General features: G+C 58.2%; 9 protein-coding genes and 1 riboswitch. All 9 genes read right to left on the bottom strand.

Annotated elements, in window-relative coordinates:
* Complete coding sequence (locus G556_RS0101255; RefSeq protein ID WP_036915583.1) at positions 1-1,737, bottom strand: ABC transporter ATP-binding protein; 1,737 nt, start codon at positions 1,735-1,737, stop codon at positions 1-3.
* Between the two features lie 15 nt (positions 1,738-1,752).
* Positions 1,753-4,047, bottom strand: a complete 2,295-nt coding sequence (locus tag G556_RS0101250; protein ID WP_233418156.1) for an ATP-binding cassette domain-containing protein — start codon at positions 4,045-4,047, stop codon at positions 1,753-1,755.
* On the bottom strand, positions 4,022-4,624 hold the full coding sequence (locus G556_RS0101245; RefSeq protein WP_028821469.1) for an ECF transporter S component: 603 nt from the start codon (positions 4,622-4,624) through the stop codon (positions 4,022-4,024). The genes G556_RS0101250 and G556_RS0101245 overlap by 26 nt, the downstream gene beginning before the upstream one ends.
* 55 nt (positions 4,625-4,679) lie before the next feature.
* Entirely contained in the window at positions 4,680-5,204 is a 525-nt protein-coding gene (nrdG, locus tag G556_RS0101240) for an anaerobic ribonucleoside-triphosphate reductase activating protein (RefSeq protein ID WP_028821468.1), read from the bottom strand.
* Between the two features lie 8 nt (positions 5,205-5,212).
* A complete protein-coding gene (locus G556_RS0101235; RefSeq protein ID WP_051176579.1) occupies positions 5,213-7,555 on the bottom strand; it encodes an anaerobic ribonucleoside triphosphate reductase in 2,343 nt (780 codons plus the stop codon).
* 34 nt (positions 7,556-7,589) lie between these two features.
* Positions 7,590-7,802: riboswitch (cobalamin riboswitch) on the bottom strand.
* A 173-nt stretch (positions 7,803-7,975) separates the two neighbouring features.
* The gene (gene typA / locus G556_RS0101230) at positions 7,976-9,835 is read right to left on the bottom strand and encodes a translational GTPase TypA (protein ID WP_028821466.1); all 1,860 of its coding nucleotides are present in this window, start codon (positions 9,833-9,835) and stop codon (positions 7,976-7,978) included.
* A 111-nt stretch (positions 9,836-9,946) separates the two neighbouring features.
* Positions 9,947-11,392: an FAD-dependent oxidoreductase gene (locus tag G556_RS0101225; RefSeq protein WP_028821465.1), complete on the bottom strand. Its 1,446-nt coding sequence runs from the start codon at positions 11,390-11,392 to the stop codon at positions 9,947-9,949.
* 64 nt (positions 11,393-11,456) lie between these two features.
* Complete coding sequence (locus tag G556_RS0101220) at positions 11,457-12,107, bottom strand: histidine phosphatase family protein (protein WP_028821464.1); 651 nt, start codon at positions 12,105-12,107, stop codon at positions 11,457-11,459.
* A 12-nt stretch (positions 12,108-12,119) separates the two neighbouring features.
* Positions 12,120-13,706 carry a uroporphyrinogen-III synthase gene (locus G556_RS10890; protein ID WP_081675467.1) on the bottom strand — a complete coding sequence of 529 codons (1,587 nt, stop codon included), beginning with the start codon at positions 13,704-13,706 and terminating at the stop codon, positions 12,120-12,122.
* Positions 13,707-13,719: the final 13 nt, after the last annotated feature.

Below are 13,719 nucleotides of genomic sequence, written 5' to 3'. Positions count from 1 at the left end.
TTATTCACTTTCCATCTGGAGGTTCCACATGGCGGCGTATTTGCCGTCTTCGGCCAGCAGCTGTTCGTGGGTTCCGCGCTCAACTATTCGTCCGCCATCGACGACGAGGATTTGGTCGGCGTCGCGAACCGTGGCCAGCCGGTGCGCGATCATGATCACCGTTCGTCCCTTGGCAAGCCCAGACAGCGCCAGGTGGATCTGCCGCTCAGACTGCGGATCTGCCTGGGCGGTGGCCTCGTCAAGAATCAGAATCGGCGCGTTTTGCAAATATGCCCTAGCCAAGGTGACGCGCTGGCGTTCACCACCGGACAAGAAACCGCCTTCTTCGCCGAGCACTGTGTCGTAGCCGTTGGGCAGTTGTGTGATTCGCTCGTGGATGCAGGCCTTCTTCGCGGCCTCTTGCACTTCTTCGAGACTCGCAGTCGGTTTGCCCAAAGCTATGTTGTTAAACACGGTGTCGTTCGACAGCGCAATGTCTTGGAGCACAATTGCCACTTTGGAAAGCAGCCAAGAAAAACTCACCCGACGCACGTCCATGCCGCTTACCTTCACCGTGCCCTCGTCGAGGTCGTAGAATCTGGCGATCAGTTTCGCCAGAGTGGATTTTCCGCCGCCTGACGGCCCGACCAGCGCGGTAACCGTTCCTGGGCGCGCTACGAAAGAAATCCCGTCTATCACCGGATCTCCTGGCTCGTAGGAGAATTTCGCGTCGATCATTTCGACCTGGCCGGGAGCCTCGCCTTCGCCTTCGGCGAAGTCACCGGCGGACATGGGTTCTTCAGATAGCAGCTTTGCCGTGGTCTGCGAGGCCAGCCTGGCGTCGTAAATATGTTGCGTCATGCCAAGCAGCACCGAAAGCCCATCGGGAACTCCCGGCGCCACCAGGAAGAACGGCAGCGTGGCGGAAAGCAGCATCCAGTCGTTGTTGACGAATATCACCGAAAGAATCGCCACAGTGACGAAAATGACGGCTGGGCGAAGCAGCGCCCCTGTCGCGCTGATCGCCTTGCCGGACTGGCTGACCCATTCGTAGGAGATGTCCGAAAACTTTTCTCGGGCCCGGTTAAAGCGCGTCCTAGTGGCATCAACGGCCTGGAAGTTTTTGATCTCTTTGATGCCCTCCAACATCTCGACCGTCGCCGAGGCCAGATCAGTCTGGGCGACGCCGAATCGTTCGGTGATCTTCGCGTAGCCGCGCATGTGGGCGGCCTGCAATCCAACGACCACCACAATCCAGATGCCAAATAGCGCCAGGCACATCCGCCAATCGACGACCATCAGATAGACAAACCCGGCCAGCAGAGAAACGACGGCGTTCGTCGCATCGCCTGGCACATGGGCGACGAGCGTGTGGATGGCGGAGGTGTCGTCGCACACGATCTTTCGCAGCCGCCCGTGCGGAATGACCTCCACTTTGCCCAGCGGCAGCGACCCGATCGAGTCAACCACGCGACGACGAAGCTTGTGCCTCAGCTTCGCCTCAGAGACGTGTGTTACGCCAAGCCCACCCATATAAAGCAGCTGGGAGGCGAGCAGGCAAACCAGCGCGACAAGGGCAAGCACCCAAGGGTTGCCAGACCAGCCTTCGGGGTGTTTTTCACCCAGCCAGATTGCTGCCATCTGTTGCATCGCCACGAAGGGAAGCAGCCGCACAACCGCCCCTGCCGCGGTCAGCAGCGCAGAAATGATCATCGAGGTCCGCGCCGGCCTCAACATATCGCAGATAGATACACTCATCATTTTCCTCTTTATCTAAGCCAGCCAGAAAAACCACAGCGCAAAAGCCAAACCCCACAGGGCCGCCACCACGATCCAATCGAGCAGGCGCCAAGGCACGTCGAGCAGCTCGGTGCGATGGCGGTAGGCTCCGAAGCCGCGCGAATCCATCGACAGCGCCACCCGCTCGCCGTGCTGAACCGCAAGAATCGCCAGCGGCAAGAAGGAACCGAACCATCTGAGCGCGGGAGCCAACGGTCCTGCCTTGTCCCCCACCCCGCGAAGCGCTTTCGCGGTTCTAATCAAGGCAAAATCCTTGCTAAAGCGGGTGACGAAGGCCACCGCAGCAGTGCCCGCCGAAGTTATTCGATACGGCACTTTGAATGTCGTGCTCATCGTCACCAACAGTTCCTCCGGCTGGCTGGCCATGCCGGATAGGAAGATCAGCGAAAGCAACGCTCCGATGCCGCTGCCGGCGGTTAGTGCGTCGCCGGGGTCCTGCATTTTCGAGATGTTTTCCAGCACGTCTGCCCGCGAGAAAACCCAAAACAGAAATCCGGTGGCAGCCCAAGGCGCCAAGACGCCGATTAATGTGCGCATTCGCTGCGCCCTAGCTGCAAACATCAGCACAGTTTCCAGGCATAACAAAGTCAGATTCAGCGAGGCCTGTTTGACTACGAAGATCGTCACCATCAGCGGCAGCAGCGCGAAGAACAGCGTCAGCGGATTCAAAGCACTAAACAGCCCGCGACGATTCTCTCGCACATTATGCCTAGACTCGGCCGGCTGACTTTGCCTAGCTGGCAGGGCAATCAGGTGGCTGCAGTTATCCAACGCCAACTCGATGTCGTGAGTGGCCATCAAAACAGTGTGCCCCTGGGCGCAAAGTTGGCCAATGAAGTCCATCAGTTCACAGGTGTTATCCCAATCTTGGCCAAACGTCGGCTCGTCTAGGACGATGATAGCCCGCTGCTCGGCCACCATCGTCGCAACCGAAAGTCTGCGCTGTTGGCCACCAGAAAGCGTCAACGGGTGTTGCTGACTGACCGCCTCCAGATGAAAGCGAGCAAGCAGATCTTCGACGGTTTGCGCATCGGCCCCGCCAACCGCCAGCTCTTTCTCGACGGTTGCCGCCACCATTTGATGTTCGGGGTTTTGGAACACGTAGCCGATGCCATGTTTGCCTTTGCGCATACGCGAACCCTCCAACTGTGCTTGCCCATCGAACCTGAGCAGGCCGGCAAGCGCTGAGAGCAGAGAAGTTTTGCCTGCGCCGTTTTGCCCAAGCAGCCCGACAAATTCACCACCCGCCAACCGCGCTCTGATGGCAGGCGAACGTCCGGGAACCGCGAAGTCTTTCAGTTCCAGTTGCGGCTGTCCCTTCGGGCAGTTGTCGATTTCTTCGACCAACCTCCAGCCCGATGTTTCCTTGCGCCAGTAGCGCACCTGAGAGCCACAAACTCGCTCCAACCCTGGCAGCTCAATTTCGGCTTCCTGGCAGGTCAAGGCTTGAGTATTGCCTGCCCGCACTGCCCGCGGTAACCAGATGCCGGCCTGTTCGAGCTGGGTGGTGTGCTGATAAAAAACCTGCCTGGGTGGGCCAGCGGCAATGACTGCGCCCTCGGCATCAAGGGCAATTACCTGATCGACGATCGGCAGAATCGGGTCTAGATCGTGGTCTATCACCACCACGCCAGTGCCGGCAGCCACCAGCTGGCTGATTAGCTGATAAAACTGTTGACGTCCAAGCGCATCAATGTTTGAAGTTGGTTCATCTAAGACCAGCAGCTTAGGACTCATCGCCAACACAACTGCGATCGCCAGCCGCTGACGTTGCCCACCCGAAAGCGTCCAGGGGTCGGCCCAAAGATAATCCGTCAGCCCAACCTTTTCGGCCGCATCGCGAACCCTCGTTTCAATTTCACAGCCGGGTAAACAAAGATTTTGTAGCGCGAAGGCGATGTCGTCATGGACGCTTCTAGTGATGATGGCAGCATCCGGATTCTGACCGACATATGCCACCCGCTCGGCAATGAACTGGACGCTCGCGTCGGCGATCTCGACACCCTGCAGTTTGACGCTACCGCGATATTCGCTCGGCAGGCAGTGTGGCACCAGGCCGCAAATCGTGCGCACCAATGTAGTTTTGCCACATCCCGATGGCCCGACCACCGCGCTGACTTGGCCGGCTAAATTGCTCAGGCAAACCTCATCAAGCACCCAACGTTCCTGCCCCAAATAATGCGCCGATAGACCCTCGACACTTAGCTGAACGTCGCAAACTTCGGCGGTGCCCACCAGCGACTCAGGCACGGTTAGCCACGCCAACACCGGCACGGTTAAGCAATTTGGTGATACCGATTGTCGCCAGGCCGCCCAGTAAGGCCGAAACAATGGACGTAACCACAATTAAGGAGTTCATTTTTGCGCTTGTAATGGAACTAAGCAGCGCCAGGTACATCGTTCCATTCAGGGTGCCGAAAAGGGCAGCGCAGATCATGAACATCCAGTTGTTCCACTTTTTGTAGAGCGTAAAGGCCAAAGGCAACTCGATGAATGCGCCTCCGATCAGATTACCTATCACGGCGGACGGGCCGGCCGGAGTGGTGAAAATCGATATCACGCCCATGATCAACGAAGCCACCATCGTCGCACCTGGGCGCCGCACAACCGTCGAGGGCAGCAGATACGGAATCACCCAAAGGCCCATAATGGAGCAGCCGATCCAAACAGATTTAGGGGATGCTCCGAACGCTGGGGCGATGTAGTTCAGGGGAATAAGCAGTATCAATCCGACGACGGAAAGCGCCGCCACCATCATCAGGTTTCGGGTGCCCAAAACCGAATTCGCTAGCCCCTTACGCGCGGATGTGTGGACGGTCTCGCCGGCCTTTTGGTCTTGCGCCACTCTGCACTCCTAAGTTAAAAAGAAAACGATTCTCAACTAAGGGTACCCTCGGTGCTTAATTTTGTGAATAGCTTTCGATATTCGTTTTAGCGCATTCCACTGCCACGCCGGCCAATAGTGTTGCTGGCACATCAATCAGTCGCTGATTGGTGGAGCCGCGCCAAGGAAGGCTCAACGTTCTCTTAGCTAGAATGAAAGGGCCATCCACCAACACGTCGAGAGCATTCAGCCATGCGCGGATATCGGGTTGTGTGCGTGAACGTTCGAGCAGCCGCTCGATTCGGTATCCCGAGTAAGACCACACGCTCATGCCCCTAGACTTTGCGGCTTTAGCTAGCAGTGCGCAAGCACCGGCCTGCAGGCTGGGTTCTCCACCTGAGAGCGTCAGACCGGTCAGCATCGGATTTGCGAACATATCCGCGCAAATCTGCTCAACATCTAACTCTTTGCCACCGTTGGTATCCCAAGTCGCCGGGTTGTGGCACCCCTTGCAAGCAAGCGGGCAACCCTGAGTGAACACCACGTAGCGCAGGCCGGGCCCGTCCACGATGGAATCACTCAAGGTGCCCGCGACCCTGATCTTGACCACTAGATCAGGGGGCTTCTTGAGCCGTGCTTGACGCGGTCTGCTTCTTCGGCGCGCTTGGCGTCGTTGAAGCGGTCGAGGGTGCCAACTAGGTATCCGGTGATTCGGCGGATGCGGTCAAACGGCTTATCGGGAGTTTCGTGACGGCCACAGTTCGGGCACTCATCATCGATGCATCCGGTGAACTCGCAAACCGGGTCGCGGTCGACCGGGTGGTTGATGGCCCCGTAGCCAATTCCAGACGCATACATCTGCCTTACGACGGCCTCAAATGCACTGAGGTTCTTGGTTGGGTCGCCGTCAAGCTCGATGTAGGAGATGTGCCCTCCGTTGGTCAGCTCGTGGTAGGGAGCCTCGAGACGGATCTTGTCAAAGGCGCTGATGTTGAATGCCACCGGAATGTGGAACGAGTTGGTGTAGTAGTCCTTGTCGGTGACGCCCTCGATGTCACCGTAGCGCTCCTTATCCATGCGGACGAAGCGCCCTGACAGCCCCTCGGCGGGAGTGGCAATCAACGAGAAATTGAGCCGGTATTTCTCTGCGGCTTCGTCCGTGCGACGACGCATCTGGCGGACGATCTCCAGCCCCAGCGCCTGGGCCTTCTCCGACTGGCCGTGATGCTCGCCGATCAGCGCTGTCAGGGTCTCGGCCAAGCCGATGAAGCCGATGGCTAAGGTGCCGTGCTTTAGCACTTCCGCCACTTGATCCTTCCAATCGAGCTTCTCAGAGTCGATCCAGACGCCCTGCCCCATCAGGAACGGGAAGTTGCACACTCGACGCTTGCTCTGGATGGCTAGTCGCTCGAGGAGCTGATCAATGACCAGATCGATTTTGAAATCTAGGCTCTCGAAAAACTTGGAGATAGATCCCCTAGCCTCGATCGCCAGTCTCGGCAGGTTGATCGACGTGAAGGACAAGTTGCCACGTCCGTGAGTGATCTCGCGGGTGGGGTCGGCGACGTTGCCCATGACGCGCGTGCGGCAGCCCATGTAGGCGACCTCGGTTTCCGGGTGGCCGGGCTTGTAGTACTGCCGGTTGAAGGGCGCATCCAGGAACGAGAAGTTCGGGAACAGCCTCTTGGCGCTGACCCTGCAGGCCAACTGGAAGAGGTCGTAATTCGGGTCGCCGGGGTTCAGATTTACGCCCTCTGCGACACGAAAAATCTGGATCGGAAAGATCGCAGTTTCGCCGTGGCCAAGCCCTGCCTCCGTCGCCAGCAGCAGCTGCTGCACGACGAGCCTGCCCTCCGCGCTGACGTCCGTTCCGTAGTTTATTGAAGAGAACGGAGTCTGCGCCCCCGCACGGGAATTCATGGTGTTAAGGTTGTGCAGGAAGGCTTCCATGGCCTGATAGGTGGCACGACGGGTCTCGGTTTCGGCCTCTTTAAGCGCGAATTTCTGCACTTTGACAACGGTCTTTAAGTCGATTCCGAGTGCCTCCGAGAGCTCTTCGGCCTCTTGATTCAAAACGTCTTCGGTTGCAGAAAGCCTTGCGCGCAGCTTGACCTCACCGAGCTTTTCGGCGGCTTCTTCCGCACCGAAAAGCCTGAGCGCCTTCGCGAGGTTCGAGCGGTAGTTGGAATTGAAGGTCATGCGCACACCATCGGCCATGTCGTAGTCGAAGTTCGGCACCGCCTGGCCGCCATGCTGATCGTTCTGGTTGGACTGGATCGCAATACAGGCCAAAGATGCGTAAGAGGTGATCGACTTGGGCTCACGGATGACGCCGTGTCCAGTGGAGAAGCCACCCTTGAACAGATCGCGAAGGCTGATCTGGCAGCAGGTCATGGTCAGCGTCAGGAAGTCAAGGTCGTGGATGTGAATATCGCCTGCGACATGAGCCGCGGCGTGATCGGGGTTAAGCACCCGAAGGATGTTGAACTGCTTGGCCGATTCGGAACCATACTGGAGCATGGTGCCCATTGCGGAATTTGCGTCGACGTTGGCATTCTCGCGCTGAGCATCCGAGATCTCGGTGCCGAAGGTGATCTTGTCGAACGACTGCATCAGGCGGTTTTGCGCCTCCCGGGCGCGAGTGCGCTCGTTGCGATACAGAATGTAGGCCTTCGCGGTGTGCGGATAGCCGTAGCGCATCAGGGTGTCCTCGACGATGTTCTGCACATCCTCGACACCCGGGGTGCTCAACTCGCGACGCTGCAACTCTGCGAGCACTCCGAACGAAACCTGGTGGGCGTGCTGCTTTGGGTTCTTCTGATCAGTTGCGGCGAATGCCTTGGTTAGCGCGTCGATGACTTTGCCCAGATCGAAATCGACGACCCTGCCGTCGCGCTTGTGAATGGAAATCGGGGTAATGACGTGCGTGTGCGCGCGCGTTTCTACCGACATGCTTTCTCCTCGAAGCTCGGATTTCATCGCAAAACCTCTTTGCGATATGCCGGCAGGTATTCGGACTTAAGGGCTAAAACCTACTTAGCGCGCTTCCCAGCCCTTTTCGGCCAGTGCTTCTGTTCGCCGTTCGTTCCCTATTACCGCTGCGGGACAGCTCCGGATTCTCACCGGATTCCCTCTTGCATCACCCCAAAACCACTGCATCTAGTGGCCACCGTGGTGAACCAGCACTAGATAAGGTACTCCTGATCTTGTGCCATATCCACCCGGACACACCATCGAATCGGTTAAACGAAAAGATTCTTGCGTCCGCCGTATGGGCCAAAATAGTCGATGCACGTTCGTGCGGAGTGGGCCAATTAATAAAGATGTGGGCCACGCCCGAAAGCATGACCCACACGTTTAGAGTTTATTCGATTAAGAGTTCTTAGCTCGGTTGCGTGCCTTCGCGCGGTCGCGAGCGTCCAGCAGAACCTTGCGGACGCGAACAACGTCCGGGGTGACCTCTAGGCACTCGTCGGCAGCACAGTACTCCAGCGACTGCTCCAGGCTCATCCTGCGTGGCGGAATCAACCGCTCCAGCTCGTCGCCGGTGGACGAACGCATGTTGGTCAGATGCTTTTCCTTGGTGGGGTTGACATCCATGTCGTCGGGACGAGAGTTCTCGCCGACAACCATGCCCTCGTAGGTGTCGTCGCCCGGAGCAACAAACAGAGTGCCGCGCTCTTGCAGGTTGAACAATGCATAGCTATTGACGGTGCCCTGCCTGTCAGCAACCAGCGACCCGGTCTGACGGGTGCGCAGCGTGCCAACCCAAGGCGTGTAGCCCTCGAAGACGTGGTTCATAATGCCGGTGCCTCGAGTGTTAGTCAGGAACTCAGTGCGGAAACCGAGCATGCCACGGCTAGGCACTACGTATTCCAGACGAACCCAGCCCGAACCGTTATTCGACATCTTCTCGAGCTGCCCCTTGCGCTGACCAAGCAGCTCGGTGACAGCACCAAGGTGCTCTTCGGGGATGTCGATGGTCAGGCGCTCGGTCGGCTCCTGAGTTACTCCGTCGATCTCCTGGGTGACGACCTGCGGCTTACCGACGGTAAGCTCGAAGCCTTCGCGCCTCATCATCTCCACCAGGACGGCGAGCTGCAGCTCACCACGGCCCTGAACCTCCCAGGTGTCTGGGCGCTCGGTGGGCAGAACACGGATGGATACGTTACCGATGAGCTCGGCGTCGAGCCTGTTCTTAACCAGACGAGCCGTCAGCTGAGTACCGGAACGCCCGGCAAGCGGCGAGGTGTTGATACCGATGGTCATTGAAATAGAAGGCTCGTCGACGTGGATAAGCGGCAAAGCAACCGGGTTCTCCGGGTCGGCGAGAGTTTCACCTATGGTGATCTCTTCGATACCAGCGACTGCGATGATGTCGCCAGGGCCTGCCTTCTCTACGGAGACGCGCTCCAGACCATCGGTCATCAGGAGCTCGGAAAGCTTAACGTTCTTGACTGAGCCGTCACGACGGATCCAGGCGACCGTCTGGCCTCGGGTGATTTCGCCTGCGACGATGCGGCAAAGCGCTAGGCGGCCAAGGTACGGCGAGGAGTCGAGGTTTGTTACGTGGGCCTGCAGGCTCGCGCCTTCCTCGTAGGTCGGAGCAGGGATGGTGTCCATGATCACCTTGAACAGCGGCTCGAGCGTGTTGCTGTCGGGCAGTTCACCGTCTGCGGGACGGTTCAAAGATGCCTTACCGGCCTTGGCGGAGGCGTAGACGACCGGGAAGTCGAGACCCGTCTCGTCGTCGTCAGCGATTAGGTCTAGGAACAGCTCGTAGGTTTCCTCCTCAACGGCCTCGATGCGGGCATCAGGACGATCCACCTTGTTGATAACAACGATGATCGGCAGCTTCTTTTCCAGTGCCTTGCTGAGCACGAAGCGAGTCTGCGGCAGCGGGCCCTCCGATGCGTCGACTAGTAGCAGAACGCCGTCAACCATCTCTAGGCCGCGCTCAACCTCGCCGCCGAAGTCAGCGTGACCGGGGGTATCGATGATGTTGATGACCGCCTCGGCGCCGCCAACGTTGTGACGTATTGCGGTGTTCTTAGCGAGAATGGTGATGCCCTTTTCGCGCTCAAGATCCATCGAATCCATCACCCGTGTGGCAACATCCGCGCCCTCTCGGAAAACACCAGACTGCCAAAGCATGGCGTCAACGAGCGTAGTTTTGCCATGGTCGACGTGTGCGACGATAGCGATGTTACGTAGATCTTCACGTACTGGCATCAGTCTCCTTTAAGTTAAACCTCAAAAAGTGTACGCCCCGTAGGCCCGCTCGCTAAATACGGTTGACACCACCACTTTCATAACTCGCCCTAAAGGACGCAATAGTCCTGTCTAGACGTTTAGTTTTTCGGCTTCTTCTGCGACGCCGAGCAGCGCATTTTCCACGACCTCGACGGGCGCCGGGTGCGGCCAGAACTGCCTGTCCGCTGCCTCCCTGGCGCTAAGACCGGCCACCATTGCGGAAATAATCGGCTGCAGCAGAGAAGTCGCCTGCGGGCCGACGATGTGCGCGCCGAGCAACGTGCCATCCGGCTTGGCCAGGATCTTGGCGAAGTGACCCCCGTCATTCATTGCCCAGCCCCAAGCCGTGTCGGAGAACTTCTGAGTGAATACCGCGTAGGGACCGATTTCCTTGGCCTCTTGCTCTGTAAGGCCGATGCTGCCGACCTCCGGAGTGATGTAGATGCCCATCGGCACAACGTCTTGATTACGCGGACCGGGCCTATCCTCAACCTTCAGCTCGTCGCCAGCGAGCTTAGCCTTGATGTCTGCGAGAACGACTCGAGCCTGCACGTTAGCGAGGTGCTTGAGCATGTGCGTGTTGCAGATATCGCCTATTGCCCAAATATGGTCTGCGCTGGTGCGCTGCAACTCGTCGGTAACAATCAGACCGGAATCGTCCAGCTCCACGCCAGCTTTCTCCACGTCCAAAACATCTGCGTTGGGCACGCGACCGATGACCGAAAGTACGATGTCCGCCTGATAGGTATACTCGATGCCAGAAGAGTCCTTGGCCGTGACTACCACCCCGCCCTCGGGAGCCGCGTCCACGCTCTGATAGCTCTGATTCAGCCTAACGGCAACGCGCTCGCTCAGCGCATCGGTGACGGCCTTGGCAATATCCTCATCCATCTTGCGAAGAAGAGTACCGCTGCGGTTAATCACCGTGACCGTCGAACCCAATGCGGAGAAGATGTGGGCAAACTCGACGGCCTCGGTACCGCCGCCCAGAATCACCAAGCGCTCCGGCACCTCCTCAATGCGCATGACGGATTCACTGGTGTGGATGAACGGCTGCAGATCACGCTCGTTGAAGCCCGGCTTATCCGTCTGCCTAGGACGAGAGCCCGCAGCGATTACGAACCGATCGGCAGTTATGATTTCGTCGCCAACCTGGAGCGTGTGCTCGTCGAGGAAATGCGCGTAGTCACGGAAAACCTGCACGTTTTCGCGGCTCAGCTGCCACTCAAGACCGCCATCAGAGATGGCATCCGTGCGGTTGAAAGTGCGCTTGCGAAGAGCATCGAAATCGATGCCTTGCGAGGTTAAGGAGACATTCATTCGTTCCGCGTCCGGCACCTGAGCGACGCTAGACGCAGGAATGGAGAGCATCTTCGAAGGGATGCAACCGGCATTCAAACATGTGCCGCCGAAAGCTTGGGTAGGGCCCGTGCCCGGATCGATCAGAGCCGTCCGCCAACGCTCGGTAACCTCGGGCGGCATCACCGCAAGCCCGGATCCCGAACCAATTACACAAAGATCGAAGTGCTCACTCATGGTTCAATCATGACAGATGCCACCACCAAAAAATGAGCGCGTGTTCCAACGCCACGCCAAACCGTTATTTTCCGGAAGAAAATGCCCGGTTCGCATCGGCCCCTAACAGGTGCTTCGCCGGCTCCAGGTATCCAATACCCAGCAGCTCATCGTCACGGAACGCAAACGTCGTGACGCTACCAACCCGGCAGGTGCGCTTGCGGGGGTCGTGGTAGAGCTTCTTGCCCTCGAAAGCCAGCCGGCAAACCCAGATCGGCAGCTGATGGCTGACCATCACAGCCTGACCACCCGGGCCGACCTTCTTAGCTGCGTCACGAACAGCAGCCTGCATCCGCTCGGCAATCTCGGCATAGGGCTCTCCCCAGCTCGGCTTGAACGGGTTGTAGTAGTAGCGCAGGTTGCGCGGATCGAAAATCGCTTTGTTGTTCTTTCCGAACACCTGACCTGCCAGCTTGTTACCAGCCTCGATCAGGCGCTCGTCGATCTCCAACTCGCCGTCGTGGCTGGAGACAATGGGGGCAATAGTCTCCCTCGCGCGCTCTAGGGGGCTAGAGATGAACGCGCCCAACTCGTAGTCGGAGAAATGCTCGGCAAGCGCGTCCGCCATCTGCCGCCCATTACTTGAAAGGTGGAAACCGGGCAGCCGTCCATAAAGAATGCCCTCGGGGTTGTGCACTTCTCCGTGCCTGATCAGGTGAACCTTGGTCAGAGTCATATAAATATAGCCTTAACTGCGTTTCTTACGACGCCTACGCCGCTGCGACGGGCGAAGCGGAAGTTTGCCGTCGGCAATCTGAATTGCTCTGCGCTCCTCCACAAAATTGGTCAGCACCTCTACCAGGCAAGAAGGATTAGGCTCGGGCGCGATAGCAGCAACCTCTAGCCCCATCTCCTCGCACGTCTTCGCCGTGGCATCGCCGATAGCGACGACCACCATGCTGGCGTGCGGCTTGCCCGCGATACCGATCAGGTTGCGCACAGCGCTCGAGCTGGTAAACAGCACCGCATCGAAGTCGCCGCCCTTGATCGAATCTCGAACCTTGGGGGACGGTGGAGCCGCGCGAACTGCCCGATAAACCGTAACTTCTTCGACCTGCCAGCCAAGCTCTTCGAGGCCAGCCACCATAGGATCGGTCGCAACCTCCGCCTTAGGAACCAAGACGCAGTCGATAGGGTCGAGCAGATCATCGTGGAACGGAAATTCTTCCGCAAGCCCAGAAGCAGTGCGCTCGTCGGGAACGAAATCGGGGTTGATGCCCCAATTCTTCAATTCGTTCTCGGCCTGTTCATCCGTAACAGCCACCCTGATACCAGCGAAGCAACGAGCGTCCAACCCGTACTCCTGCATCTGCTTGATGATGATGCGAACAGAATGGACGCTAGTAAAAACCACCCACTGATAGTTGCCCTCGACAATGCCGTGGACGCAGCGTTCCAAAGCGGTCTTGCTGCGCGGCGGCTCGATCGACATGGTCGGAACCGCCGTGTGCGTGGCGCCATAAATCTGCAGCCGGCGCACCAACGACGGATCCAGCGAATTCGTCACGGGAATCAGAACTTTCCAGCCGTTCAATGGGCGGGTCTGTGTCCACTCAATACGCGGGTTGTTCAGATAAGGGCCTACGGCGACAAGATGGTGACTGCCGTACTCATCCTTGATTCTCGCTAGCTTACCGACGGTGGTCTGCTCTGGCGGAAGAATGTTTTGATCGCATGTAACCAGAAACACTGGCTCGGACGCCTTGTAGCCGGCCTTGCGAAGCGACTTACTCGCCGCCTCCAGTGCCCCCGGTAAAACATGCAACAGCAAATCTCCCGTTTTAGGAAGGGAGACCTCCTCTTCCGCACCAATTCGAGCGCGGACATACGTGTTCGGCAAATGCATGCCGAACCGCATAGAGCCGATTTGGGGATAAGTCAGACTCGCAACGACGCCGACCTTCATGCCGGCGGCAGAGCACAGCGCCATTACCTCGTGGACGGGACGGGAACAGATCTCGCCGTCCGAAAGCGGATCGCCAACACACAGCCACGCAACGATTTCGTCGCATTGGCTGTTGCTTCTGACCGATCTGACTGCTGCGAACACCTCATCGAAATTGTTTACCTCGATTAAGGTGTGGTCTCTCCGCAACTGCATCTCTTCCTGTTGAAGGATGTGTCGCAATTGCGGTTCGATAATAACCAGACTCGCCTCAGCCAGCACTCGTGTGCTCGATAGTGGCAGGTAGGCGGGTAGCCCGCCGGCAGAGCCCAAGAAAAATACTCGAGCTGCTGCGTTACTCGTGCGCTCCCGAGCTGGCTCGGCGCTCATGCAGAAGTCTTAG

The organism is Propionimicrobium lymphophilum DSM 4903 (genome assembly GCF_000423485.1).
Lineage (GTDB): Bacteria > Actinomycetota > Actinomycetes > Propionibacteriales > Propionibacteriaceae > Propionimicrobium > Propionimicrobium lymphophilum.
The sequence above is the reverse complement of the archived record's forward strand: the minus strand, read 5'-3'. Positions and strand labels throughout refer to the sequence as shown.

Coding starts and splice junctions, on each gene's coding strand:
- G556_RS0101255 (WP_036915583.1), bottom strand. CDS start 1,737: ATGAGTGTATCTATCTGCGATATGTTGAGGCCGGCGCGGACCTCGATG.
- G556_RS0101235 (WP_051176579.1), bottom strand. CDS start 7,555: ATGTCGGTAGAAACGCGCGCGCACACGCACGTCATTACCCCGATTTCC.
- typA (WP_028821466.1), bottom strand. CDS start 9,835: ATGCCAGTACGTGAAGATCTACGTAACATCGCTATCGTCGCACACGTC.
- G556_RS0101225 (WP_028821465.1), bottom strand. CDS start 11,392: ATGAGTGAGCACTTCGATCTTTGTGTAATTGGTTCGGGATCCGGGCTT.
- G556_RS0101220 (WP_028821464.1), bottom strand. CDS start 12,107: ATGACTCTGACCAAGGTTCACCTGATCAGGCACGGAGAAGTGCACAAC.
- G556_RS10890 (WP_081675467.1), bottom strand. CDS start 13,706: ATGAGCGCCGAGCCAGCTCGGGAGCGCACGAGTAACGCAGCAGCTCGA.